This is a genomic window from Pseudomonas sp. ACN5, assembly GCF_002303975.1.
In the GTDB taxonomy this organism is placed as follows: domain Bacteria; phylum Pseudomonadota; class Gammaproteobacteria; order Pseudomonadales; family Pseudomonadaceae; genus Aquipseudomonas; species Aquipseudomonas laurylsulfatiphila.
In genome coordinates this window covers 1-24,642 of sequence record NZ_MRCP01000007.1, presented here as the reverse complement: position 1 = coordinate 24,642, position 24,642 = coordinate 1, and the positions used below count along the sequence as shown (strand labels likewise).

Here is a 24,642-nt window from a genome sequence, read left to right as displayed (position 1 = left end):
CATTCAACATTGATGTTGACTGATACACCGCTTTCGCGAGCAAGCCCGCTCCCACAGGGGATTTGTGTCACGTCGGGAGCAGGCGTTCCAACCCGACGAACGGGCAGGCTGCGAGTAATTCACTTAGCGTCCGGCCATCGGCCAATCGCAGGTCAGCAGGTGCCAGCTCGGCCAACGGATATAGCACGAAGGCCCGTTCCTGCATGTGGTAGTGGGGAACCTTGAGGCGCGGTTCGTCGATCAGGCGATCACCGAACAGCAAGATGTCGAGGTCCAGCGTACGCGGTCCCCAGCGTTCAAGGCGCTCGCGACCCTGGCCGTTTTCGATGGCCTGCAAGGCATCCAGCAATTCCAGTGGCGCCAGCGTGCTGTCGAGTGCGGCCACCGCATTGGTGTAGCGCGGTTGTCCGGGAAGCAGTGAGTCGCTTTGATAAAACGCAGAAACCCCGACCAGCTCCGATTGCGGCAACTGCGCCAGCGCCTCGACGGCGCTGCGCAATTGTTCGGCAGGGTCAGCCAGATTGCTGCCCATGCCGATGTAGATGCGTTCCATGGATTACTCGCCCGTGGTGCTCGAGGCGCCGGCGGCGCGCTTGCGCTTGGAACCAGGGCTGCGGCGACGCTTGCGCGGGGCGCCGGTGCCTTCTTCCTTGCCGCTGAGGTCGCGGATCATGTCGCGACGCTCGCTTTCATTGGCGTCCTGATAGTCGGTCCACCATTCGCCGAGGCCGTCAGTCTGCTCGCCTGCACTCTCGCGCAACAGCAGGAAGTCATAGCCGGCGCGGAAGCGCGGATTGTCCAGCAACAGATCGGCACGCTTGCCGCTGCGGCGCGGCAGGCGTTCCTGCATGTCCCAGATCTCGCGGATCGGCATGGTGAAGCGTTTCGGAATCGCGATTCGCTGGCACTGTTCGGCAATCAGCTCATGCGCCGCTTCCTGCATCGCTGGAATCGGCGGCATGCCACGCTCCTGCAGGCGCAGGACGCGCGCCGGCAGGGCAGGCCAGAGCAGGGCTGCAAACAGGAACGCCGGGGTGACCGGTTTGTTTTGCTTGATCCGCAGGTCGGTATTGATCAGGGCTTCGCTGATCAGGGTGTGGGTGTAGGTCGGGTTGTATTCCAGTGCTTCGGCGCTGGCCGGGAACAGTGGATCGAACAATTGCAAGTCGACCAGCATTTCAAACGTATCGGCGGCGTGTCCGGAAAGGAACAGCTTGAGCACTTCTTCGAACAGGCGAGCCGACGGGATCTCGCGCAGCATTGGCGCCAGGTCGCGAATGGGCAGGGCACTGTGTTTTTCGATACCGAAGTTCAGCTTGGCGGCGAAACGCACGGCCCGCAGCATGCGTACCGGGTCTTCCTGGTAGCGTTGCTTCGGATCGCCGATCAGGCGGATCAGGTGATTGCGGATGTCGTGTACGCCGTTGGCGTAGTCGAGGATGCGTTCGCTGACCGGATCGTAATACAGGGCATTGATGGTGAAGTCGCGACGTTGCGCGTCTTCTTCCAGGGTGCCATAGACGTTATCGCGCAGGATGCGCCCGCTTTCGTTGCGTGAAGACTGGTTGCTGTCTTCCTCGTCTTCGTTTTGCGGGTGATTGGCGCGGAAGGTCGCGACTTCGATGATTTCGCGACCGAAGTGGATGTGCACCAATTTGAACCGACGCCCGATGATTCGCGCGTTACGGAATTCGGCCCGTACCTGCTCGGGTGTGGCGCTGGTGGCAACGTCGAAATCTTTCGGTGTAATGCCCAGCAACATGTCGCGCACGCAACCGCCCACCAGGTAAGCCTGGTAACCGGCGCTCTGCAGGCGTTCAACGATATTCACCGCGTAGCGGCTGAATTGCGCCTTTTGCAGCGAGTGTTGGCCGCTGTTGAGCACTTCAGGCGTGCTGCGAATGTGTTGCATAGGACGCTTGGGAGAACGGAATGACTGGAACAGCTTCTTCAGCATGGGATGCACTGTTTGAAGGAATATTCGGCCATAACAGAAGAATGACCGCATGATGGGCGGGGATTCTAGCATTTAGTCGGGGGATGGTGTAGGACACAGCAGATATGAACTGTAGGTCCGTAGGAGCGAGCTTGCTCGCGATGGACGTGAACGATGGCGCGTTTAGCCAGATACCCAACTGCGCCTTCAGGTTATTCGCGAGCAAGCTCGCTCCTACAGGTACAGGTACAGGTACAGGTACAGGTACAGGTACAGGTACAGGTACAGGAAGTGGGTGTGGGGATGTGAATCGCAGAAACCACAAGGGGAGCCGAAGCTCCCCAAGAAGTAGTTGCATGCTCTATTTTTATTTTTGGTTTCGGGCTTTTTGTTTTTGTTAAGTGCCCTTGCCATGAAGCTTTCCTTCATGACCCTCCCAATCGGGAGCCAAGAGCAAACGGATTGCTTTGGTCGCTGAATTGCAGTGATCTTTCGATCCAACCAGTACAGGCTCTGTCTTAGGACAGTTTTTGTTGTTCTCGGCCTGGTCGTGGGGCAAGCCCCAAATACAACGCCTCTCCAAAAGAATCAGTTAGCTGCGCCTCTCGCCGTCTTGTTTTTATTGTGCGTGAGTCGATTCGTCTTATTTTTATTGTCTTGTGCATTGCTTGTTATTGTTCTTGTACCAAACATATAGCAGGGTGCGTGCCAACTTTTGCGAAACCCAATAAAACAAGGGGTTAGACCGGTTGCCAGGCATTTAGAAGGCGAAAAAAAGCCGGGGCTTCGTTACCGTAAGCCCCGGCTTCTGTTACGTGAAAAAACTGAGGTAACAGTTTTTTCACAAAGTCACGTGTTACCCGCACATGAGACAGGTGGGGTTCAGCTTTCGCTGGCCACCCCGGTCTTGCGCCGCGGGATGCCCAGGCGCTGGCGGCGTTCCCACAGGCATTTGCGGCTGACCCCGAGTTTGCGGGCCAGTTCGGTTTCAGTCATGTGGTCCTGATGCTCGAGGACGAAATGCTGGAAGTAGTCTTCCAGGGAGAGGTCTTCGGTCGGCTCGTGATTGTTGTTGCTGGCGTTGCCGTTGCCCTGTTGTGGGGGCAGGCCAATGAATTCGTCATCTTCCAGGTCGCTCAGCTCGATGTCGATGCCCAGCAACTCGGCGGAGATTTCCGGGCTTTCGCACAGGATAACGGCGCGCTCGACGGCGTTTTCCAGTTCGCGAACGTTGCCCGGCCAGGAGTAATGACGAATGGCTTGCTCGGCATCCGCGGCGAACTTCAGGTCGGTGCGGTTGATTCGCGCACTTTGCCGTGCCAGGAAGGCGTTGGCGATTTCGTTGACGTCCGCACCCCGTTCGCGCAGGGCTGGCAGCTTCAGCGCAATGACGTGGAGGCGGTAATACAAGTCTTCGCGGAACTGGCCAATTTTCGCCAGGCTCTTGAGGTCACGGTGAGTCGCGGCGATCAGGCGCACATCGACTTTTTGCGACTGCACCGAACCTACGCGACGAATTTCGCCTTCCTGCAATACGCGCAGCAGGCGAGCCTGGGCTTCCAGCGGCAGTTCGCCAATTTCGTCGAGGAACAAGGTACCGCCGTCCGCCGCTTCCACCAGGCCGGCGCGCCCGGCGCTGGCGCCGGTGAATGCGCCTTTTTCGTGGCCGAACAGTTCGGACTCGATCAGGCTTTCCGGAATGGCTGCGCAGTTCACCGAAATCATCGGTGCCTTGGCGCGTCTGGACAGGTTGTGCAGGGCGCGGGCCACCAGTTCTTTACCGGTGCCCGATTCGCCCTGGATCAGCACGTTGGAATCGGTTGGCGCGACTTTGCGGATCTTGCCATACAGGTCCTGCATCGGCGGGCATGAGCCGATAATGCCGATCTCACCGTTGCTGTTGTCGGCACCGGATTTCGCTGCACCGTTGGCGGCTTTGCCGGCAACCGCTTCACCACCGGCTTGTGCCGTTTGTCGGTCACGCAGGATTCGTGCGGCGGCTTGCAGCATTTCGTCGTGGTCGAATGGCTTGGCAATGTAATCCACCGCACCCATTTTCATCGAGTCGACTGCCGAGCGCAGGCTCGCGTAGCTGGTCATGATCAGCACCGGCGTACCTTGGGCGAGCTTGATCAACTCTGTGCCAGGCGCGCCCGGCAAGCGCAGGTCACTGACGATCAGATCGAACGAGGGAATGGTGAAGCGTTCTTGTGCTTCCTGCACTGAACCGGCTTCGCTGACCTGGTACTGGTTACGTTCCAGCAGGCGGCGCAAGGCGGAGCGGATAATGGTTTCGTCTTCGACGATCAAAATGTGCGGCATTGATTCGATACTCTCGACGGTCTCAGTTCACAGCGGACGTCGCTTCGACATGACGCGGCAAGGTAACCCTGATTCGGGTGCCGCGTTGGCTTTGAACATCAGCCGGGCTGTCGATGGTGATTTGTCCATAATGCTCTTCAACGATGGAATAGACCAGTGCAAGGCCCAGACCGGTGCCTTCGCCTGGGTCCTTGGTGGTGAAGAAAGGTTCGAACAATCGGTCCATGATGCTCGACGGAATACCGCTGCCTTCGTCCTCCACGATCAGATCGACCGTGTGTTCGCCGGCTTCGCTCTTGACCCGCACTGCACTGCCGGGAGGCGATGCGTCACGGGCGTTTGAGAGCAGGTTGATCAACACCTGGGCCAGCCGTTGCGGGTCGCCTTCGACCCAGTGCTCGGGGTCGCACAGGTTGTAGAACTGCACTTCGAAATTGCGTCGGTTCAGCGCCAGCAGGCCGATGGCATCCTGAGCCACTTCGGCCAGACAGACGGGCTCGTCGCTGTGCTGATGGCTGCCGGCATGGGCAAAGCTCATCAGCGACTGGACAATGCGCGACACGCGTTTGGTCTGTTCGAGGATCTGCCCGCTGATCTCCTTCAGCTCGCCGTCTTCCTCGCGTTCTTCGCGCAGGTTCTGCGCCAGGCACGCGATACCGGTGATCGGGTTGCCGATTTCATGGGCCACGCCGGCCGCCAGGCGACCAATGCTCGCCAGGCGCTCGGAATGCACCAGTTTGTCCTCGAGCATCTGGGTTTCGGTCAGGTCTTCCACCAGCAACACCAGGCCACTGTTGCCCGGCGCCAGGGGTTCGTCGATCGCCGCTTTGTGCAGGTTCAGCCAGCGTGTCTGGCCGTCGAGGGCCAGGTGCTGCTTGTGCAAGTGCTCGTCCGGCAGATTGATGAAGCCTTGCAGCAGTTCTTTCCACGGATCGGCAATGGTGCTCAGGCGCGAACCGACCACACGCTGTGCGGCGATGCCGGTCAGCTCCTCCATGGCCTTGTTCCACATGAGGATTTCCTGATCTTTCGCCAGCGAACACACGCCCATCGGCAATTCCTGCAGGGTCTGGCGGTGATAGCGACGCAGGGCATCGAGTTCGGCGGCCAGGCCGGTCAGGCGTGAGTGGTAATCCTCGAGGCGGCTTTCGATGAAGTGAATGTCTTCAGTCACGTAGTTTTCGCCACCTGCCTTGTAAGGCAGGAACGTCTCGACCATGTCCTGGGCCACGCTCGGCCCCATCAGGCCGGAGAGGTTGGCTTCGATGCGGTCACGCAAGCGCCGCAGGGCATAGGGTCGGCGTTCGTCGAATGGCAGATAAAGGTCGCGCAGTGCCTGTTCCACTTCTTTCTGCGCCGCTTTTGCCCCCAGCGGTTTTGCAAGCTGCGTGGCGAACTCCTGGGGCGAGGCAGCGTGCAGTTCGCGGCGTTGCGGGCGGCGCACGTTATCCACGGCGCAGGCTTCGGCGGCGCTGGCCTCTTCGGTGCTGGCGTTGGTGAACAGCGAGATCAGGGTGAACATCAGTACGTTGGCCGCCAGTGAGGCAATCGCCGCCATGTGCCAGCTGGTGTCGTCCAGCACGTAGATCATGTTCAGCAGCGGAATGTAGAAGCCCTGCAGGTTACCGACCAGCGGTAACAACATGGTCACCAGCCACACCAGTATCCCCGCCAGCAAGCCGGCGATGAACCCGCGACGGTTGGCGGTCGGCCAGTACAGGACCGAGAGCACGCCCGGCAGGAACTGCAACGTGGCGACGAAAGCGACGATGCCGAGGTTGGCCAGGTCCTGTTCGGCGCCGAGCATCAGGTAGAAGCCGTAGCCAGCCATGATGATCGCGACAATCAGCGCCCGGCGGGTCCACTTCAGCCAGCGGTAGATGTTGCCTTCGGCCGGAGGTTGATACAGCGGCAGCACCAGGTGGTTCAAGGCCATCCCGGACAGCGCCAGCGTGGTGACGATGATCAGACCGCTGGCAGCAGACAGCCCACCGACATAGGCCAGCAGCGCCAGCGCCTTGCTGTTGGCGGCGATGCCGATGCCCAGGGTGAAGTATTCCGGATTGGTGGTGGCGCCCAGTTTCAGGCCGGCCCATAGAATCAGCGGCACCGCCAGGCTCATCAGCAGCAGGAAAAGCGGCAGGCCCCAGCTTGCACTGACCAGCGAGCGCGGGTTGAGGTTTTCGGTGAAGGTCATGTGATACATGTGCGGCATCACGATCGCCGAGGCGAAGAACACCAGCAACAGGGTGCGCCACGGGCCTTCCTGCAAAGGCGTGTGCAGGGCCGCGAGTGCGGTCTGGTTTTGCAGCAGCCAAAGCTCAAGCTGTTGCGGGCCGTCGAACACGCCGTAAAGCGCATACAACCCGACACCGCCGAGGGCGATCAGCTTGATCACCGATTCGAAGGCAATCGCGAACACCAGGCCTTCATGCTTTTCCCGGGTGGCGATGTGGCGGGAGCCGAAGAAAATCGTGAACAGCGTGATCAGTGCGCAGAAACTCAAGGCCACGCGATTTTGTACGGGTTCGCGGGTGAGGATGCCGATGGAGTCGGCGACCGCCTGAATCTGCAGGGCCAGCAACGGCAATACGCCGACCAGCATGAAAATCGTGGTCAGCGCTCCGGCCCAGGTGCTGCGGAAGCGGAAGGCAAACAGATCCGCCAGGGACGACAGTTGATAAGTGCGGGTGATCTTCAGGATCGGATAAAGCAACACCGGCGCCAGCAGAAAGGCCCCGGAAACGCCCAGGTAGCTGGACAGAAAGCCGTAGCCGTACTGATAGGCCAGGCCCACGGTGCCGTAAAACGCCCAGGCACTGGCATAGACGCCCAGTGACAGGGTGTAGGTCAGCGGGTGGCGAATGATCGCCCGGGGAATCATGCCCCGTTCACTGATCCAGGCCACACCGAACAGCACCGCCAGGTACGCGGCGCTGATCAGGATCATCTGGGTCAGGCTAAAGCTCATCGGCATCTTTTTGGCTCTGCAGGATGAAGGTCACGACGATCAGAATCAGCCAGAGCAGATAAGGGCGATACCAGGCGCCAGTGGCGTCGATCCACCAATCCATGATGGCCGGGGAAAACAGGTAAATGCCCACTACCAAAAGCAGGACCAAGCGATAGATGTACATCCCGGCCTCTCTTTTTTTATGTGCGTGCCCGAAAACGTGCGGCGATGGTAACGGATGGGCGCGGCACTGCAAGTGTGATCACAACAGCTGTGCCTCGGGCAGGCTCAGTGTGCGCGGGATCAGCGAGGCATCCCAGTGGGCAATGCCCCAGTTCAGCACTTCCCGTGGTGTGGCATCAATCAGTTCGGTTCCCGGGTTCTGTCCCAGTGCACGCAGCGCCCGCAATAACAGTGGCGTTGCCTGATCCTCGGTCAACGGCGGCGAACGGTAGGATTTACCGAGCTTATGGCCATCAGGCTGAGTAATCAGCGGGATATGCAGATAACGCGGTTGCGGCAGGCCGAGCAGTTCTTGCAGGTACAACTGGCGGGGCGTGGAGTCCAGCAGGTCGGCACCCCGAACGATATCGGTGATGCCCTGCCAGGCATCGTCCAGGACCACGGCCAGTTGATAGGCGTAGAGCCCGTCGCGGCGGCGGATCACGAAATCGCCGACTTCCCGGCCCAGGTGCTGGCGGTACTCGCCCTGCACCCGGTCGAGGAAGTGGTACTCCAGCTCCGGTACGCGCAGGCGGATGGCGGCATCGTCGGCGCCATGGCCGGCATTGCGGCACAGTCCGGGATAAATCCCGTGATACGGTTCCAGCTGTTTGCGCGAGCAGGTGCAGGCATAGGCCAGGCCGTGATTGAACAGGCGATTGAGCACCTCGGCGTAGGCGTCGTGCCGCTCGCTTTGGCGGACAAGGTCGCCATCCCACTCGAAGCCATAGCTTTCCAGGGCCTTGAGAATGGCCGCCTGGGCGCCGGGTTCCTCGCGGGGCGGATCAAGGTCTTCCATGCGCATCAGCCAGCGTCCGCCCACCGAGCGCGCATCAAGGTACGAGGCCAGCGCTGCGACCAGAGAACCGAAATGCAGATGGCCACTGGGCGTGGGGGCAAAGCGCCCGATGTAGGTGGATGAGGCGATGGCAGTCATAAGGGCAGTGTTACTTTTTCCAGGCTTGCGCTAACCACCTTGTGGGAGCGGGCTTGCTCGCGAAGAGGCCATCAGCCTCAACATCAATATAGGCTGACGTACTGCTTTCGCGAGCAAGCCCGCTCCCACAGGTTTGCTGCTGAGGCGAATTTTAGAAACAAAAACGGAGCGTTCGCACGCTCCGTTCTTCGTTCAAGTCGCAATTATTTGCCGACTTGCTTTTCCTTGATTTCCGCCAGGGTCTTGCAGTCGATGCACAGGTCGGCGGTAGGGCGCGCTTCGAGGCGCTTGACGCCGATTTCGATGCCGCAGGATTCACACCAGCCGTACTCTTCGTCTTCGATCAGCTGAAGTGTCTTGTCGATCTTCTTGATCAACTTGCGCTCACGATCGCGGGCACGCAGTTCGAGGGCGAATTCCTCTTCCTGGCTGGCACGGTCTGCCGGATCAGGAAAGTTGGCCGCTTCGTCCTTCATGTGGTCCACGGTCTTGTCGACACCTTCCATCAGCTCTTTTTTCCACTGATTCAGGACCTTGGTGAAGTGCTTGCGCATGGGCTCGCCCATGTACTCTTCGCCAGCTTTCTGAACATAGGGCTCGAAGCCGCTGATTGCCTGGTTTTGCTGCTTTGCTTGGGTGGACATGAAATAGACCGCCTCTACTCTTGTAATCCATCTGCGCAGGATTGCTCCATCACCGGCACCTGCCGGCCCTGCGGCTGCAAGCGGGCGAACTTACCAGATCAACTCGGGCCGCGCTACTCCCGGATGTCGAGCTTGCGGCTCATGGTGCTTGCCAAGGATGACAAACCGTTGTCTGGCGGCTCCGGAACCCTGCTCAACTATTGATTTTAGTCAAACCTTGCGCACACGCTTGAATCGTTTGTGGTCGGGGTTATAAGCCCTCTGACCGCTTTAGGTTCTCGCTCGTTCCTGCGCTTGGGTAGAATCGGTTTTTTTCCCCGTTGAAGGAAGGCCAATGGCTCAGTCCTACAGTGCCCGCAGTCGCGCGATCGAACCCTTTCATGTCATGGCGTTGTTGGCGCGGGCCAATGAATTGCAGGCCGCCGGCCACGATGTGATTCACCTGGAAATCGGCGAGCCGGACTTCACCACCGCCGAACCGATCATCCAGGCCGGCCAGGCAGCGCTGACAGCGGGGAAGACCCGTTACACCGCCGCGCGCGGCATTCCGGAGCTGCGTGAGGCCATTTCGGGCTTTTATCAGCAGCGATATGGCTTGAACATCGACCCACGGCGCATCCTCATAACACCCGGCGGCTCCGGCGCGTTGCTGCTGGCCAGCGCTTTGCTGGTCGACCCCGGCAAGCACTGGCTGCTGGCGGACCCCGGCTACCCCTGTAACCGGCACTTCCTGCGACTGGTCGAAGGCGCGGCGCAATTGGTACCGGTCGGTCCGGAGGTGCGTTATCAATTGACGCCTGGCCTGATCGAGCGTCACTGGGACCACGACAGCGTGGGCGCATTGGTGGCGTCGCCAGCCAATCCGACCGGCACGATCCTGACCCGCGAGGAGCTGGCGAAATTGTCTGTCGCGATCAAGGAGCGCCACGGTCATCTGGTGGTCGACGAGATCTATCACGGCCTGACCTACGGCACCGATGCGGCCAGCGTGCTGGAAGTCGACGACAGTGCCTTCGTGCTGAACAGTTTTTCGAAGTACTTCGGGATGACCGGTTGGCGGTTGGGATGGCTTGTCGCCCCTGACGCTGCCGTCGGTGAGCTGGAAAAGCTCGCCCAGAATCTCTACATCAGTGCTCCAAGCATGGCGCAGCACGCCGCGCTGGCCTGTTTCGAACCGGCAACCATCAGCATTCTCGAAGAGCGTCGCGCCGAATTTGGCCGGCGTCGGGATTACCTGCTGCCGGCCTTGCGTGAATTGGGCTTCGGCATTGCCGTGGAACCGGAAGGGGCATTCTATTTGTACGCCGATATCAGCAAGTTCGGCGGCGATGCCTTCGCGTTCTGTAAACATTTTCTCGAGACCGAGCATGTGGCCTTCACGCCGGGGCTGGATTTCGGGCGTTATCAGGCCGGACATCATGTGCGGTTCGCCTATACGCAAAATCTCGAGCGTTTGCAGGAAGCGGTCGAGCGCATTGCCCGTGGGTTGCGGAGCTGGCAAGGCTGATGCGATTTAATCCCCCCCTCGAAGAAGGTCGCCTGATTCGACGCTACAAGCGTTTTCTCGCCGATATCGAAACCGTTGGCGGCGAGTTGCTGACCATTCACTGCCCGAACACAGGTTCGATGCTCAATTGTCAGGTCGAAGGCGGGCAGGTCTGGTTCAGCCGCTCCAACGACCCGAAACGCAAGTTGCCCGGCACCTGGGAGATCGGCGAAACCCCGCAAGGTCGGCTGTTTTGCGTGAACACCGCCCGTGCCAATGGTTTGGTCGAAGAGGCGCTGCGAGCGGGCGTCATCACGGAATTGAACGGCTTTACCGGGCTCAAGCGCGAAGTGGCTTATGGTCAGGAAAACAGTCGTATCGATTTCCGGCTCGATTACCCCGAAGGGCCTGCCTACGTCGAGGTCAAAAGCGTGACCCTGGGTTTCGACGGTACGGCGGTGGCGGCGTTTCCCGATGCGGTCACACAGCGTGGCGCCAAGCATCTGCGGGAGCTGGCCCACTTGGCCAGGGACGGTATTCGCGCGGTGCAGTTGTACTGTGTTTGCCTGACCGGCATCGAGGCCGTACGCCCGGCGCAGGAAATCGATGCGGCTTATGCGCAGGCCTTGCGTGAGGCTATTGAATGTGGGGTCGAGGTGTTGGCTTACGGTGTGCGGTTGAGCCACGAAGAGATGCTGGTCGACCGGCGTCTGGATGTGTTGCCGGGCGGCTAAAGGCTGATCCAGATCCCTTGTTCGTCCTCGCGACAGGCCACTCTGGTCAAGGCTTGCCCCGCGCACGGGCCGGCGACGCATTCACCGTCTTCGATCAGGAACAGTGCGCCATGGGTGGCGCACTGGATCAGGCTGTTGCTGGGGTCGAGAAACTGGTCGGGATGCCACTCCAAAGCGACGCCCCGGTGCGGGCAGCGATTGATGTAGACATGGACCTGACCGCTGCGGCGCACCGCAAAAAGCTTTTGGCCGTCAATATCGAAACCGCGACTGCTGTCATTGACCAGTTCGGCGCCTGCGCAAAGCAACTTCATCTCTATCCTCAGTCCCGCAGCTCGTGACCGGATTTGTCCGGGCTTGACGGTTAAATGCGATCAAATGGCCGTCTTGCCCGCCGGGGACAAGTGCCTGTCGTCGAGGATACTTGGCCTGACCATTCGATGCCCGGGAAACTGTCAGGCGTCTGACCACCCGCGTTGTGGTGATCGGTATCGCCGGGCCCCGTCAGTACTTTTCCACAGGCAAAAAAAGACCCGGCAAGAGCCGGGTCAAATAACCGTGATTAGCCTGATGAGGAGATAATCTGAGAGTCCGAACCAAGGGCTTTTCAGAAGATCGACCAGTCTCGCGACCAGTTGTGATAATCATATCGATTCTCATTACCAAGTCAACCGCTGTTTTTTGATTTCTTGGCGATTCACCAAAATTACTGCTGCAGGCCCCGTAATCATTGGGTTTCAGGTTGCAAAACTTCGGAAATATTTGTCGGCTCAGTTCTTGTGGCGTGAAGAAATGGCTTCCAGCTGTTTGTTCAACGCTTCCTTGCGCTCGGCCGGGATGTCATTCCAGTGAACGTCCATCAGGGCGCCTTCAATCGCGTACAACAACACCTTGGACGCCCGAAAACCGCGCGTACGCACGGCCCGATAAGCATCCACCGCCCCGAGGCGACGCAAGTCCGACGCGCTATGGATGCCCACGGCATGCAGCCATTGCGCTGACGTCTTGCCAAGATTCTTCAGGTGTTGCAGTTCATCATTCATCAAGCCTCCTTGCGATGGCCGAATGGAGAGCGTGGGCAATCTTCTGAGGAGTGTAGCCATCAGTAGGAAAAGCGTGATTGTTTGCTCGTTTTCGACGCAAAAGCTTCTAAGAGAAAAGTGTTGGCTGGGGGGAAGTTGGCGCGCGCGCAAGGAAGAGGCAGGGGCAATCAGGGATGGCGAGTGAATATCCCCGCAGTCCAGCGCAATGGGGGCACTGGACGTGTCAGTCGGCAACGATGATCAGCGGGTACGGTAGCGCAACCGCGTGCCGAAGTTCATCGACATGAGGATTTCGTCGGCACTCAGTTCCACTGGAAAGTAGGTGCCGGAGATTTGTGCGTGGGCCAGGCTCGCGCCTTCCAGGTTCGCGTTGCGAAAATCGATGCCGCGCAAGTCGGCGGAACGGAAGTAGGCGTCGCTGAAGTCCACACCGTCGGCATTCAGTTCGCGCAGGTCCAGCCCCCGGAAATCGCCACCCACCATGTCGATAGGGCCATCCTTGGGGCGCTCATTGTTGAAGCCTCTGATGTCGTCTTTGTGCAGCAGGGCATAAAGCGGAGTGTCGAGAAGTTTTGGCTGGCTCATGTCGCATCACCTGATGGTTTTATGACGCCAGTATAGTGCCACTGTTTAACAGCCGTGAGGCCAGCGAGGGCCTCACGACTGAAATAGTTTTACAGGCCCGGCAGGCGCTGGCGAATCTGTTCCACAACGGTATCGAGAGTCCCGCTTTCATTGGTCTGGACGCGCTTGCTGCAGAGGATCTCTGCGGGGGTCAGCGCTTCACGGCTGGCTTGTTGGGCTTCGATTACGGCCAGCGTGGCGTCGGACAGGTCCTTTTTGTCGGCCTGGCGTGCGGCCAGCCAGCTTTCGATCACGGCCTGTGGTGCATTGCAGTCGAGGATCAGGAAGGGGGCACCCGTGGCCTCGGCCACCTTCGCCGCACTGTCACGCTGCTCGCGCTTGAGGTAAGTGGCGTCGACCACTACCGGGAAGCCCGCACGCAGAATGACGTCGGCGATTTCGTGCAGGCGGGCGTAGGTCGCCGCGCTGGCGTCGGCACTATAGATACCGGCCTGTACATCATTCTCGACGGTCTGCTCGCCGAACAGGCGCTTGCGCTCGACATCGGAGCGCAGGCGAATCGCGCCCAGGGCTTCGACCAGGCGCATGGCGACATGGCTTTTACCGACAGCGGAAACACCGTGGGTAATGGCCATGAAGCGCGAAGGAATGGTGCTGTAGCTTTCCGCCAGGTTGGCGTAATTGCGGTACTGGCGCAGGGTCGTGGCGCGCTGCACCGCAGTGGCGTCGGCCGGCATGCTGAACAGGGCGACCTTGGCGCGAACCAGGGCGCGGTAGGCTTTATAGAAGTTCAGCAGCTCGAGGCCGCGATAGTCGCCGGTCAGCTCCAGGTACTGGCTGACGAAGCGGCGCGCCAGGCACTTCAGGCCGCGATCTTCCAGGTCCATCGCCAGGAAGCCGGTGTCGGCATAAACGTCGGTAAAACGGAAGGGTTCGTTGAATTCGATGCAGTCGAAGATCACGACCTTGCCGTCGATCACGGTTGCGTTACCCAAGTGGATGTCACCGTGGCATTCACGAATGAAGCCTTCGGCCTTGCGCTGGGCGAGCAGTGGTTTGAGGCGTTCGAAGCTGCTTTCGGCCCAGGCTTGCAGGGCGTCGAGTTGCAACAGGTCGGCTTTATCGCTGAGGAACGGACGGATCTGCTCGAAGTTCTGCCGTACCGGCGCCATGACGCTGTCCGGGGTGCCGGCTTCGTGCTCGGCCGGCACTTTGGGGGCGCTGAGGTGGAAGCGGGCGATTTGCTCGGCCATCTCGTCGATGTGCGCGGTGGTCAATTCGCCATTGGCTTGCAGGGTGCTCAATAGGCCGCTTTGCGGGAACTGGCGCATCTTCAGCAGATATTCGATGGCTGGCCCTTCGCCGCCCAATTGCGGAGCTTCGGCGCTGCCGGTGACGGGCAACACTTCCAGGTACAAATCGTCGGTCAGGCGCTGGTTCAGGCGCAGCTCTTCTGCGCAAAAATGCTCGCGAGCCTCAAGGCCGGTAAAGTCGAGAAAACCGAAGTTGACTGGTTTCTTCACTTTATAAGCGAAGGGGCCGGTGAGAATGACCCAGGAGATATGGGTTTCGATGACCTGGAATCCTTCTACCGGGTGCGGGTAGAGGGCAGGGTTTTGCAGGGCAGCGATCAAGGTCTGGCTCACAGGCGATCCTTCAGAGTCTGGAAAATCAAGGCCGCCATTATGGCTGCAAGTCCGCTTGACGCAAACCTCGGAGCGCTCCTGTTGAGTATGAATAAAGTGCGTATAATCCGCCGCCATGACTCGTACTCGAACTCCCCGCACCCCCAAAAAACCACCCTCCAAGGGCCTGCGCCCGTGGCTGGGCTGGGCCATTAAACTCAGTCTGGTCGGCCTGGTAGTGCTGGCCGGATTCGCCGTTTACCTTGATGCAATCGTCCAGGAGAAGTTCTCCGGCAAGCGCTGGACGATTCCGGCCAAGGTTTACGCACGTCCGCTCGAGCTGTTCGTCGGACAAAAGCTGAGCAGGGATGATTTCCTGACCGAGCTCGATGCCCTGGGCTATCGCCGTGAAAGCGTGGCCAACGGTCCGGGCGCGGCGTCGGTCAGCGGCAATACCGTTGACCTGAACACCCGTGGCTTCCAGTTCTATGAAGGCATGGAGCAAGCGCAACCGGTGCGGGTGCGTTTCTCCGGCGATTACGTGGCCGAGTTGGCGGGGCCCAAAGGCTCGAAACTGTCGGTGGTACGCCTGGAACCGCTGCTGATCGGTGGCCTGTACCCGAAAAACCTCGAAGACCGGATTCTGATCAAGATCGATCAGGTGCCGCCGTATCTGCTGGAAACGCTGGTGGCTGTCGAGGACCGCGATTTTTATCATCACTTCGGTGTTTCGCCGAAGTCGATCGCCCGAGCGATCTGGGTCAACGGTTCATCCGGCCGCATGCGTCAGGGTGGCAGTACCCTGACTCAGCAATTGGTCAAGAACTTCTACCTGACCAACGAGCGCAGCCTGAGCCGCAAGCTCACCGAAGCGATGATGGCGCTGCTGCTTGAGCTGCATTACGACAAACGCGAAATCCTTGAGGCTTACCTCAACGAAGTGTTTGTCGGGCAGGACGGTCAGCGCGCGGTGCACGGTTTCGGTCTGGCCAGCCAGTTTTTCTTCAGCCAGCCGCTGGCCGAACTCAAGCTGCATCAAGTCGCACTGCTGGTGGGGATGGTCAAAGGGCCGTCTTCCTATAACCCGCGTCGTTATCCGGAGCGTGCCCTTGAGCGGCGCAACCTGGTACTCGATGTGCTGCAGGAGCAGGGCGTCGCGACTGCCGAGCAGGTTGAGGCGGCGAAGAAAATGCCGCTGGGCGTGACCAAGCGCGGCAGTCTGGCGGACAGCTCGTTCCCCGGATTCCTCGATCTGGTCAAGCGTCAGTTGCGCGAAGACTATCGCGACGAAGACTTGACCGAGGAAGGCCTGCGCATCTTCACCAGTTTCGACCCGATCCTGCAGATGAAGGCTGAAGCCTCGGTCAACGACACCTTCAAGCGCCTGGCCGGGCGCAAGGGTTCCGATGACGTCGAGGCGGCCATGGTCGTGACCAACCCGGAGACCGGCGAAGTACAGGCCATGATCGGCAGTCGTCAGGCCGGTTTTGCCGGGTTCAATCGGGCACTGGATGCTGTGCGGCCGATCGGCTCGTTGATCAAACCGGCTGTGTACCTGACCGCGCTGGAGAAACCGAGCCAGTACACGTTGACCAGTTGGCTGTCGGACGAATCCTTCTCGGTCAAGGGTGCCGACGGCCAGGTCTGGAAGCCGCAGAACTATGATCGTCGTTCTCACGGTACCGTCTTCCTCTATCAGGGGTTGGCGCATTCCTACAACCTGTCGACCGCGCGTCTCGGCCTGGCGGTCGGTGTGCCGAACGTCCTGAAGACGGTGGAGCGCCTGGGGGTGTCTCGTGAATTCCCGGCCTTCCCGTCGATGTTGCTCGGTGCTGGCGGGATGACGCCCATCGAAGTGGCGACCATGTACCAGACCCTCGCCAACGGTGGCTTCAATACGCCGATGCGCGGGATTCGCAGCGTACTGACCGCCGAAGGCGAGCCGCTCAAGCGTTACCCGTTCCAGATTCAGCAGCGTTTCGATCCGGCCTCCATTTACCTGATCCAGAGCGCCATGCAGCGCGTGATGCGAGAAGGTACCGGCAGCTCGGTTTATAACGTGTTGCCAAGAACACTGACTCTCGCGGGTAAAACCGGCACCAGTAACGACTCGCGAGACAGTTGGTTTGCCGGTTTCAGCCAGGACTTGCTGGCGGTGGTCTGGCTGGGGCGCGACGACAACGGCAAGACGCCATTCACGGGCGCCACCGGGGCCTTGCAGGTCTGGACCAGCTTCATGCGCAAGGCCGACCCGTTGCCGCTGGACATGCCGCAGCCGGATAATATCGTTCAGGCCTGGGTGGATTCGCGAACCGGACAAGGTTCTGACGCCGGTTGCCCCGGTGCCGTGCAGATGCCGTATATTCGCGGCAGCGAACCGCCTCCCGGCGCCGCTTGCGGTGGTGAAAACCCTGCGGAGTCGGTGATGGACTGGGTCAAGGGCTGGATGAATTAAGCAAAGAGGGTTTCAAGTGAACAAGTGGTTGATTCCAGCGGTTGCCGCCGTAGCTTTGCTCAGCGGTTGCTCTACCGTACAGCGTGGTTCGATTCCGGTTGTGGATTCCGGCACCGCGGTGTCCAACAGTGAGCGGATCTCGGCCAATGGCGGCTTCCGCCAAACGACCGTCAAGCGTCCTGTACAAGGTCAGTCGTCCCAGACCCAGGCGATTCCGCAAGGTGACAGCGGCGTCGTGGTGATGGTGCCAGGCGCGGCAACGACTTCAACGCCAATCAGCACCACGCCTATTACCCCGGGGCCGATCACGCCGGGGCCGATTGACACGTCGCCGGTACAATCGGCGCCGATCAACCAGGGCAGCTACAGCATGCCGTCGTCGCCAAGCGGGATTCCGTCGGCCAGTTCGGGCGGGCTCTCTGCCGACGAGCAGCTGGACGGCCCGGTACTGGCTTTGCTGACCACCGCTCAGCAGCAACAGGCGAGCGGTGATCTCAACGGTGCCTCTTCCAGCCTTGAACGCGCCCAGCGCGTTGCTCCGCGTGAACCGCAGGTGCTGTACCGTCTGGCGCAGGTGCGGATGGCGCAAGGCGATGCAGCCCAGGCCGAGCAGTTCGCTCGCCGTGGGCTGACGTTGGCCAATGGGCGTCCGGCCCTTCAGGCCAACTTGTGGGATCTGATTGCCCAGGCACGTGAAAAGCAGGGTGACTCCCAGGGCGCCGCACTGGCGCGCCAGAAGGCCAAGGTAACGCTGTGATGGATGCGCGCTTTCTGAAAATCGCCGATCAACTGTTGTTGATCGAGCGCGAGTTGCGGGTGCAAGGCTGGTGGGATGAAGTCTCGCCATCGGCCGAAGCGCTTTCCAGTGTCGAGCCGTTTTCGGTCGATACACTGGATTTCGAGCAATGGCTGCAATGGATCTTCCTGCCGCGCATGAAGATGATCCTCGAGCAGGATTTGCCGCTACCCAATGCTTCGGGCATTCAGGAAATGGCTGAAATGGTCTTTGCCGGACGCAATGTCCAGGGCAAGGATCGGCAGTTGCAGGTATTGCTCAAAGAGTTTGATCAGTTGATCAGCGCCTCTCGCTGAGTCAGAAGCTGCCAGCGTCCGCTGGCAGTTGTCCACAATCTCTCTCTATTTTGTCGGCTACTGCAGGGTAAGTGCATGCGCGTGCCAATTTTTTGCCAAAAGTTGCGCAATCGAAGCTAACACGGGGCTGATTTACGGGTTTTTTCTTGCGTTCTCATGTGCTTAGTAGAATAAAGCTCATAGACGACTTGACTTGCGAAGGGCGAAACAGAAGAATCCAAAGTCCGCTGTACAGGGACTGCCAGAAGCAGACCCTCTCAGCAGATCATGAGGCGCATATCCGCGTCGACCTGTTACACCCGCAACGCGTTACCTCGCGCTGGGTGGGAAAGCCCCGCAACACTTGGGACGATCCCAATACTTGCTCAGTCAGTGCTGACGTAGTCGGCGACCACCGTCGCTCATGCTCTGCTGAGAAGTAAACCTATTAAGACCCGTCCCATTTTTCGTGGGCGGTATTCTGGCGTTTTAGAGGTGAGCAACGTGGAGCTTTTATCTGGCGGTGAGATGCTCGTCCGCTTTTTGCGCGACGAAGGCGTCAAATATATCTACGGGTACCCGGGTGGTGCTCTTCTTCATGTCTACGATGCCCTGTTCAAAGAACCGGAAGTGACCCACATCCTGGTTCGTCACGAGCAAGCGGCTACCCATATGGCTGACGGCTACGCCCGTGCCACCGGTAAAGCCGGTGTGGTACTGGTGACTTCCGGGCCGGGCGCGACAAACGCCATCACCGGTATTGCCACGGCTTACATGGACTCCATTCCGATGGTGGTCATTTCCGGCCAGGTGCCGAGCACCATGGTTGGCACCGACGCATTCCAGGAAACCGACATGATCGGTATCTCCCGGCCGATCGTGAAACACAGCTTCATGATCAAGCACGCGTCGGAAATCCCGGAAGTCATGAAGAAGGCCTTCTACCTGGCGCAATCCGGTCGTCCTGGTCCGGTCGTTGTCGACATTCCGAAAGACATGACCAACCCGGCCGAGAAGTTCGAATACGTCTTCCCGAAAAAAGCCAAGCTGCGTTCCTACAGCCCGGCTGTTCGCGGTCACTCCGGTCAAATCCGCAAGGCGGCAGAAATGCTTCTGGCGGCCAAGCGTCCTGTGTTGTACTCGGGCGGCGGCGTGATCCTCGGCGGTGGTTCCGCACCACTGACCGAACTGGCGAAGATGCTCAACCTGCCAGTGACCAATACCCTGATGGGCCTCGGTGGCTACCCTGGCACCGACCGTCAGTTCATCGGCATGCTCGGCATGCACGGCAGCTACACCGCCAACCTGGCGATGCACCATGCTGACGTGATCCTCGCTGTCGGCGCGCGTTTCGACGACCGTGTCATCAACGGCGCGTCGAAGTTCTGCCCGAACGCCAAGATCATTCACATCGACATCGACCCGGCTTCGATCTCCAAGACCATCAAGGCCGACGTACCTATCGTGGGTCCGGTCGAGAGTGTCCTGACCGAAATGGTCGCGATCCTCAAGGAAATCGGCGAGACCCCGAACAAGGAGTCCGTTGCCAGCTGGTGGAAGCAAGTCGATGAGTGGCGCGGTGATCGTGGCCTGTTCCCTTATGACAAGGGCGACGGCAGCGTCATCAAGCCGCAGGCCGTGATCGAAACCCTGTGCGAAGTGACCAAGGGCGATGCCTTTGTAGCCTCTGACGTGGGTCAGCACCAGATGTTCGCGGCGCAGTACTACACGTTCAACAAGCCGAACCGCTGGATCAACTCCGGTGGCCTGGGCACCATGGGCTTCGGTTTCCCGGCGGCCATGGGCATCAAGTTGAGCTTCCCGGATGACGACGTCGTTTGCGTCACCGGCGAGGGCAGTATCCAGATGAACATTCAGGAGCTGTCGACCTGCCTGCAATACGGTTTGCCGGTCAAGATCGTCATCCTGAACAACGGTGTACTGGGCATGGTTCGCCAGTGGCAGGACATGAGCTACGGCAGCCGCCACTCTCATTCCTATATGGAATCGTTGCCTGACTTCGTCAAACTGGCAGAGGCCTACGGTCACGTTGGCGTGCGTATCACCGATTCGAAGGACTTGAAGTCGAAGATGGAAGAGGCGTTCGCCATGAAAGATCGCCTGGTGGTGATCGACATTTCGGTCGACACCAGCGAGCACGTCTATCCGATGCAGATCAAAGACGGCTCCATGCGCGATATGTGGCTGAGCAAGACGGAGCGTACTTAATCATGCGGCACATTATTTCCTTGCTTCTGGAAAACGAACCCGGCGCTCTGTCTCGCGTGGTTGGCCTGTTCTCGCAGCGCAACTACAACATCGAAAGCCTGACCGTGGCCCCAACCGAAGACCCGACCCTGTCGCGTCTGACGCTGACCACTGTCGGTCACGATGAAGTCATCGAGCAGATCACCAAGAACCTGAACAAGCTGATCGAAGTGGTAAAACTGGTCGACCTGTCGGAAAGTGCTCACATCGAGCGCGAACTGATGTTGGTCAAGGTCAAGGCCACCGGCGCCCAGCGCGCCGAGATCAAGCGCACTACCGATATTTACCGTGGGCAGATCGTAGATGTCAGCGCCAGCGTGTATACCGTTCAACTGACCGGTACCAGCGACAAGCTCGACAGCTTCATTCAGTCCATCGGCACCGCCTCGATTCTGGAAACCGTCCGTAGCGGCGTGACCGGCATTGCCCGCGGCGACAAAGTACTCAGCATCTAAACCAAATTAGCGAACGGCCTGAACGGCCTGATATAGGGGAAATTCATGAAAGTTTTCTACGATAAAGACTGCGACCTGTCGATCATCCAGGGCAAGAAAGTTGCCATCATCGGTTACGGTTCCCAAGGCCACGCTCAGGCGTGCAACCTGAAAGACTCCGGCGTCGACGTGACTGTTGGCCTGCGTAAAGGTTCGGCTACCGTTGCCAAGGCAGAAGCCCACGGCCTGAAAGTGACCGACGTTGCTTCCGCTGTTGCGGCTGCCGACCTGGTCATGATCCTGACCCCGGACGAGTTCCAGTCCTCCCTGTACAAGAACGAAATCGAGCCGAACATCAAGAAAGGCGCCACCCTGGCCTTCTCCCACGGCTTCGCGATCCACTACAACCAGGTTGTGCCGCGCGCTGACCTCGACGTGATCATGATCGCGCCGAAGGCACCAGGCCACACCGTACGTTCCGAATTCGTGAAGGGCGGCGGTATCCCTGACCTGATCGCTATCTACCAGGACGCCTCGGGCAACGCCAAGAACGTTGCACTGTCCTACGCTGCCGGCGTTGGCGGCGGTCGTACCGGCATCATCGAAACCACTTTCAAGGACGAGACCGAAACCGACCTGTTCGGCGAGCAAGCCGTTCTGTGTGGCGGTACCGTTGAACTGGTAAAAGCCGGTTTCGAAACCCTGGTTGAAGCTGGCTACGCGCCAGAAATGGCCTACTTCGAGTGCCTGCACGAACTGAAGCTGATCGTTGACCTCATGTACGAAGGCGGTATCGCCAACATGAACTACTCGATCTCCAACAACGCCGAATACGGCGAGTACGTGACCGGCCCGGAAGTTATCAACGCCGAGTCCCGTCAGGCCATGCGCAACGCCCTGAAACGTATTCAGGACGGCGAATACGCCAAGATGTTCATCAGCGAAGGCGCTACCGGCTATCCTTCGATGACCGCCAAGCGTCGTAACAACGCCGCTCACGGTATCGAAATCATCGGTGAGCAACTGCGCTCCATGATGCCGTGGATCGGTGCCAACAAGATCGTCGACAAAGCTAAAAACTAAGTCACGCCCTTGTACGAAAAACGCGGCTTAGGCCGCGTTTTTTCGTTTGGGAGATCGGTTCTGGTATAAAGCTGCATCGTTTGCGGCCGAACCGTCGTCCCAGACACCTGTCCAGACTTTCCACCCTGTTGCAAGGTAATGTCCATGAGCGAACGCCCCGAAGAGCCAAACCAGGCTTCTGACGCCGAAAGCCTGCTGCCCATCGATGAACATGTCGAGGAGGGCCATGACGCTGAAGGTCGTAAAGTCCGGCATCGTGGTATCTATCTTCTGCCGAACCTGTTTACCACTGCGAACCTGTTCGCAGGGTTTTACTCCATCATCAACTCGATGAGCGCCCAGGCGGCCCTGAGTGCGGGTGACGCGGTCAATGCGAGCAAGTATTTCGCGTTTGCGGCCATCGCCATCTTCGTTGCGATGGTGCTCGATGGCCTTGATGGTCGCGTGGCCCGTATGACCAATACCCAGAGCGCCTTTGGTGCCGAGTACGACTCGCTGTCGGACATGGTTGCCTTTGGTGTTGCACCGGCATTGCTGGCCTTCGGTTGGGCACTGGGTGACATGGGCAAGGTTGGCTGGATGGTCGCCTTCGTTTATGTCGCGGGTGCGGCGCTGCGTCTCGCACGTTTCAACACTCAGGTCGGTACGGCGGACAAGCGCTACTTTATCGGCCTGGCCAGCCCGGCGGCGGCGGGTGTTGTTGCAGGCATCGTCTGGGCGTTCAGCGATTACGGTATCCAGGGGTCGAAGATGTCCTTCCTGGTTGCGCTGATGGTGGCTGCGGCCGGCATGCTGATGGTCAGCAACATCAAGTACAACAGCTTCAAGGAGCTGGACCTGAAAGGGCGCGTGCCGTTCGTGGCGATTCTCGCGGTGGTGCTGGTGTTTGCCGTGGTGTTCAGTGATCCGCCGCGCATCCTGCTGCTGGTGTTTCTCGCCTATGCAGCCTCCGGTCCGGTTCAATACCTGTTACGTCTTCGCCGTAACAAGAGCGCGTAATTTCCCTCATACTCCGCAGTCTATGGGTGCACCTGTCCTCCAGAGCTGCGGAGTAACCATGCTGATCAAAGTCACCAGAACGTCCGACTGTCATGAGTCGGACGTCACGCCAGAATCCCTCTATCTTTCTCGACGCAATGTGCTCGGTGCCACGGTCGCCGGTTTCGCCCTGGCCAGCCTTCCGCAATGGGCCAGCGCTGGCGATGCTGCGCGTTACCCGGATGTCGAACCCGGCAAGGCGCCTTCCTGGTTCAGCGAAAAACTTCCTGCTACCCAGTGGGGGGCGGTCAACGTCAAGGATGAGGCGATCACGCCGTTCAAGGATGCGACCCACTACAACAACTTCTACGAGTTCGGCACCGACAAGGGTGATCCGGCCGCCAATGCCGGCGCGCTGAAGACTGAGCCGTGGTCGGTGGTCGTGGACGGGGAGGTGGGCAAGCCAGGGCGGTATGCGCTGGAGGACTTCATGAAGCCGTACCAGCTTGAGGAACGAATCTACCGACTGCGTTGCGTGGAAGCCTGGTCGATGGTCATTCCCTGGATCGGCTTTCCCCTCTCGGCGTTACTCAAGGAAGTAGAGCCGACCTCCAAAGCCAGATTCATCCGCTTCGAAACCCTGCAGGATTCCAAAAGCATGCCGGGCCAGCGCTCCGGTTTTGCCTTGATCGACTGGCCCTATATAGAAGGGCTGCGTCTGGATGAGGCGATGAACCCGTTGGCGATTCTTGCGGTAGGCATGTACGGACGTGAGTTGCCGAATCAAAACGGCGCGCCGTTGCGTTTGGTGGTGCCGTGGAAATATGGCTTCAAGAGCATCAAGTCCATCGTGCGCATCAGTCTGGTCAGCGAGCAGCCGAAAACCACCTGGCAGAGTATTGCTCCGGATGAGTATGGCTTTTATGCGAACGTGAATCCCACGGTTGATCATCCTCGCTGGACTCAGGCTCGTGAACGCCGCCTGCCGAGCGGTTTGTTCAAGCCCAATGTGCGCGACACGCAAATGTTCAACGGCTATTCAGAGGAAGTTGCCTCTCTATATACGGGGCTCGACCTGAGGAAGAACTACTGATGCGCTATCCGTTTTGGCGTATCGGTGTCTTTGTCGTGGTACTGGTGTGGCCGCTGCTGTGGTTGTCTCAGGCTTGGGAGGATGTCCTCGGGCCGGATCCGGGCAAGGTACTGGTCGATCGATTGGGGTTGGGGGCGCTTGTTCTGCTGCTCGTGACTTTGAGTATGACGCCTTTGCAGAAGCTCACCGGTTGGCCGGGGTGGATTGTTGTGCGGCGACAGTTGGGGTTGTGGTGTTTTGCCTATGTAGTGCTCCACCTCGGTAGCTATGCCGCATTCATTCTTGGTTTTGACTGGTCGCAATTGGGCGTTGAGTTGCGCAAGCGGCCTTACATTATTGTCGGGGCGCTGGGCTTTCTTGGTTTGCTGGCATTGGCGGTGACGTCCAATCGATACAGTCAGCGGCGATTGCGGGCGAGTTGGAAGAAGTTGCATCGCCTGGCTTACGTCATTCTCGGGCTTGGATTGCTGCATATGCTCTGGATTGTGCGTGCCGACCTCAAGGAGTGGGTGATCTATGCGTCTATAGGTGCGTTGTTGTTAGTGCTGCGGCTACCGCCCGTAGCTCGTCGAATCCCTCGTTTAACGGCTAAAAAGGCCTCTTCTGCCAAATAGGCGTAAATAGGTGTTGACGGCAGATTCTGGAGGCCTATAATTCGCCCCACTTCCGGCGCAGTCGAAACGGAAAACTCCTTGGTAAACAAAGAGTTACGCAGTTTTCGGCAGCAGGTTGCTTCAGGTCATCGAAGCGCCAGGGAAGTTGAAAAAGAGGTG

Annotated in this window: 22 protein-coding genes; 11 read left to right on the top strand and 11 right to left on the bottom strand. The window is 59.3% G+C overall.

Annotated elements, in window-relative coordinates:
- Nucleotides 1-67 precede the first annotated feature (67 nt).
- From folK to dksA, 7 genes are all read right to left on the bottom strand, one after another.
- Nucleotides 68-553: a 2-amino-4-hydroxy-6-hydroxymethyldihydropteridine diphosphokinase gene (folK, locus tag BSF40_RS14455; protein ID WP_095965622.1), complete on the bottom strand. Its 486-nt coding sequence runs from the start codon at nt 551-553 to the stop codon at nt 68-70.
- A 3-nt stretch (nt 554-556) separates the two neighbouring features.
- Nucleotides 557-1,957 (bottom strand): polynucleotide adenylyltransferase PcnB, encoded by a 1,401-nt coding sequence (locus tag BSF40_RS14450; RefSeq protein WP_172435714.1) that lies wholly within the window; start codon nt 1,955-1,957, stop codon nt 557-559.
- 861 nt (nt 1,958-2,818) lie between these two features.
- Nucleotides 2,819-4,258, bottom strand: a complete 1,440-nt coding sequence (locus tag BSF40_RS14440; protein WP_095965619.1) for a sigma-54 dependent transcriptional regulator — start codon at nt 4,256-4,258, stop codon at nt 2,819-2,821.
- A gap of 22 nt (nt 4,259-4,280) precedes the next feature.
- Nucleotides 4,281-7,235 carry a sensor histidine kinase gene (locus tag BSF40_RS14435; RefSeq protein ID WP_007971103.1) on the bottom strand — a complete coding sequence of 985 codons (2,955 nt, stop codon included), beginning with the start codon at nt 7,233-7,235 and terminating at the stop codon, nt 4,281-4,283.
- A complete protein-coding gene (locus BSF40_RS14430; protein ID WP_003176118.1) occupies nt 7,219-7,395 on the bottom strand; it encodes a hypothetical protein in 177 nt (58 codons plus the stop codon). Before BSF40_RS14430 ends, BSF40_RS14435 begins: the two co-directional genes overlap by 17 nt.
- 78 nt (nt 7,396-7,473) lie before the next feature.
- Nucleotides 7,474-8,370: a tRNA glutamyl-Q(34) synthetase GluQRS gene (gene gluQRS, locus BSF40_RS14425; RefSeq protein ID WP_095965618.1), complete on the bottom strand. Its 897-nt coding sequence runs from the start codon at nt 8,368-8,370 to the stop codon at nt 7,474-7,476.
- 203 nt (nt 8,371-8,573) lie between these two features.
- Nucleotides 8,574-9,014, bottom strand: a complete 441-nt coding sequence (gene dksA / locus BSF40_RS14420; RefSeq protein ID WP_007971100.1) for an RNA polymerase-binding protein DksA — start codon at nt 9,012-9,014, stop codon at nt 8,574-8,576.
- A 334-nt stretch (nt 9,015-9,348) separates the two neighbouring features.
- Here dksA and BSF40_RS14415 point away from each other — a divergent pair, with 334 nt between their 5' ends.
- Nucleotides 9,349-10,521, top strand: coding sequence for a pyridoxal phosphate-dependent aminotransferase (locus BSF40_RS14415; protein WP_095965617.1), 1,173 nt, complete (start codon nt 9,349-9,351; stop codon nt 10,519-10,521).
- A complete protein-coding gene (gene sfsA / locus BSF40_RS14410; RefSeq protein WP_095965616.1) occupies nt 10,521-11,234 on the top strand; it encodes a DNA/RNA nuclease SfsA in 714 nt (237 codons plus the stop codon). Before BSF40_RS14415 ends, sfsA begins: the two co-directional genes overlap by 1 nt.
- Here sfsA and BSF40_RS14405 read toward each other — a convergent pair.
- The 4 genes from BSF40_RS14405 to BSF40_RS14390 form a co-directional block, all read right to left on the bottom strand.
- Nucleotides 11,231-11,548, bottom strand: a complete 318-nt coding sequence (locus tag BSF40_RS14405; protein WP_015096854.1) for a Rieske (2Fe-2S) protein — start codon at nt 11,546-11,548, stop codon at nt 11,231-11,233. The genes sfsA and BSF40_RS14405 overlap by 4 nt on opposite strands.
- Nucleotides 11,549-12,004: 456 nt before the next feature.
- Entirely contained in the window at nt 12,005-12,277 is a 273-nt protein-coding gene (locus BSF40_RS14400; RefSeq protein ID WP_007971093.1) for a TfoX/Sxy family protein, read from the bottom strand.
- A 240-nt stretch (nt 12,278-12,517) separates the two neighbouring features.
- Nucleotides 12,518-12,862: a pentapeptide repeat-containing protein gene (locus BSF40_RS14395; protein WP_095965615.1), complete on the bottom strand. Its 345-nt coding sequence runs from the start codon at nt 12,860-12,862 to the stop codon at nt 12,518-12,520.
- Between the two features lie 89 nt (nt 12,863-12,951).
- The gene (locus BSF40_RS14390; RefSeq protein WP_095965614.1) at nt 12,952-14,508 is read right to left on the bottom strand and encodes a bifunctional aminoglycoside phosphotransferase/ATP-binding protein; all 1,557 of its coding nucleotides are present in this window, start codon (nt 14,506-14,508) and stop codon (nt 12,952-12,954) included.
- 115 nt (nt 14,509-14,623) lie between these two features.
- Here BSF40_RS14390 and mrcB point away from each other — a divergent pair, with 115 nt between their 5' ends.
- The 9 genes from mrcB to msrQ all read left to right on the top strand — a co-directional run bounded on the left by mrcB (nt 14,624) and on the right by msrQ (nt 24,483).
- Entirely contained in the window at nt 14,624-16,942 is a 2,319-nt protein-coding gene (gene mrcB / locus BSF40_RS14385; protein ID WP_095965613.1) for a penicillin-binding protein 1B, read from the top strand.
- A gap of 16 nt (nt 16,943-16,958) precedes the next feature.
- The gene (locus BSF40_RS14380) at nt 16,959-17,699 is read left to right on the top strand and encodes a tetratricopeptide repeat protein (protein WP_095965612.1); all 741 of its coding nucleotides are present in this window, start codon (nt 16,959-16,961) and stop codon (nt 17,697-17,699) included.
- Nucleotides 17,699-18,034, top strand: a complete 336-nt coding sequence (locus tag BSF40_RS14375) for a YqcC family protein (protein ID WP_095965611.1) — start codon at nt 17,699-17,701, stop codon at nt 18,032-18,034. Before BSF40_RS14380 ends, BSF40_RS14375 begins: the two co-directional genes overlap by 1 nt.
- Nucleotides 18,035-18,517: 483 nt before the next feature.
- Nucleotides 18,518-20,242, top strand: coding sequence for an acetolactate synthase 3 large subunit (locus BSF40_RS14370; RefSeq protein WP_015096847.1), 1,725 nt, complete (start codon nt 18,518-18,520; stop codon nt 20,240-20,242).
- A 2-nt stretch (nt 20,243-20,244) separates the two neighbouring features.
- A complete protein-coding gene (gene ilvN / locus BSF40_RS14365) occupies nt 20,245-20,736 on the top strand; it encodes an acetolactate synthase small subunit (RefSeq protein WP_003176102.1) in 492 nt (163 codons plus the stop codon).
- A 45-nt stretch (nt 20,737-20,781) separates the two neighbouring features.
- On the top strand, nt 20,782-21,798 hold the full coding sequence (gene ilvC, locus BSF40_RS14360) for a ketol-acid reductoisomerase (RefSeq protein WP_003228216.1): 1,017 nt from the start codon (nt 20,782-20,784) through the stop codon (nt 21,796-21,798).
- A 144-nt stretch (nt 21,799-21,942) separates the two neighbouring features.
- On the top strand, nt 21,943-22,797 hold the full coding sequence (gene pssA, locus BSF40_RS14355) for a CDP-diacylglycerol--serine O-phosphatidyltransferase (protein WP_015096846.1): 855 nt from the start codon (nt 21,943-21,945) through the stop codon (nt 22,795-22,797).
- A 58-nt stretch (nt 22,798-22,855) separates the two neighbouring features.
- Nucleotides 22,856-23,869, top strand: coding sequence for a protein-methionine-sulfoxide reductase catalytic subunit MsrP (gene msrP / locus BSF40_RS14350; RefSeq protein ID WP_095965610.1), 1,014 nt, complete (start codon nt 22,856-22,858; stop codon nt 23,867-23,869).
- On the top strand, nt 23,869-24,483 hold the full coding sequence (gene msrQ, locus BSF40_RS14345; protein WP_095965609.1) for a protein-methionine-sulfoxide reductase heme-binding subunit MsrQ: 615 nt from the start codon (nt 23,869-23,871) through the stop codon (nt 24,481-24,483). Before msrP ends, msrQ begins: the two co-directional genes overlap by 1 nt.
- Nucleotides 24,484-24,642: the final 159 nt, after the last annotated feature.

Coding starts and splice junctions, on each gene's coding strand:
- BSF40_RS14400 (WP_007971093.1), bottom strand. CDS start 12,277: ATGAATGATGAACTGCAACACCTGAAGAATCTTGGCAAGACGTCAGCG.
- pssA (WP_015096846.1), top strand. CDS start 21,943: ATGAGCGAACGCCCCGAAGAGCCAAACCAGGCTTCTGACGCCGAAAGC.
- ilvC (WP_003228216.1), top strand. CDS start 20,782: ATGAAAGTTTTCTACGATAAAGACTGCGACCTGTCGATCATCCAGGGC.
- sfsA (WP_095965616.1), top strand. CDS start 10,521: ATGCGATTTAATCCCCCCCTCGAAGAAGGTCGCCTGATTCGACGCTAC.
- msrP (WP_095965610.1), top strand. CDS start 22,856: ATGCTGATCAAAGTCACCAGAACGTCCGACTGTCATGAGTCGGACGTC.
- folK (WP_095965622.1), bottom strand. CDS start 553: ATGGAACGCATCTACATCGGCATGGGCAGCAATCTGGCTGACCCTGCC.
- BSF40_RS14405 (WP_015096854.1), bottom strand. CDS start 11,548: ATGAAGTTGCTTTGCGCAGGCGCCGAACTGGTCAATGACAGCAGTCGC.
- mrcB (WP_095965613.1), top strand. CDS start 14,624: ATGACTCGTACTCGAACTCCCCGCACCCCCAAAAAACCACCCTCCAAG.
- gluQRS (WP_095965618.1), bottom strand. CDS start 8,370: ATGACTGCCATCGCCTCATCCACCTACATCGGGCGCTTTGCCCCCACG.
- dksA (WP_007971100.1), bottom strand. CDS start 9,014: ATGTCCACCCAAGCAAAGCAGCAAAACCAGGCAATCAGCGGCTTCGAG.
- msrQ (WP_095965609.1), top strand. CDS start 23,869: ATGCGCTATCCGTTTTGGCGTATCGGTGTCTTTGTCGTGGTACTGGTG.
- BSF40_RS14375 (WP_095965611.1), top strand. CDS start 17,699: ATGGATGCGCGCTTTCTGAAAATCGCCGATCAACTGTTGTTGATCGAG.
- BSF40_RS14415 (WP_095965617.1), top strand. CDS start 9,349: ATGGCTCAGTCCTACAGTGCCCGCAGTCGCGCGATCGAACCCTTTCAT.
- ilvN (WP_003176102.1), top strand. CDS start 20,245: ATGCGGCACATTATTTCCTTGCTTCTGGAAAACGAACCCGGCGCTCTG.
- BSF40_RS14440 (WP_095965619.1), bottom strand. CDS start 4,258: ATGCCGCACATTTTGATCGTCGAAGACGAAACCATTATCCGCTCCGCC.
- BSF40_RS14395 (WP_095965615.1), bottom strand. CDS start 12,862: ATGAGCCAGCCAAAACTTCTCGACACTCCGCTTTATGCCCTGCTGCAC.
- BSF40_RS14430 (WP_003176118.1), bottom strand. CDS start 7,395: ATGTACATCTATCGCTTGGTCCTGCTTTTGGTAGTGGGCATTTACCTG.
- BSF40_RS14450 (WP_172435714.1), bottom strand. CDS start 1,957: ATGCTGAAGAAGCTGTTCCAGTCATTCCGTTCTCCCAAGCGTCCTATG.
- BSF40_RS14435 (WP_007971103.1), bottom strand. CDS start 7,235: ATGCCGATGAGCTTTAGCCTGACCCAGATGATCCTGATCAGCGCCGCG.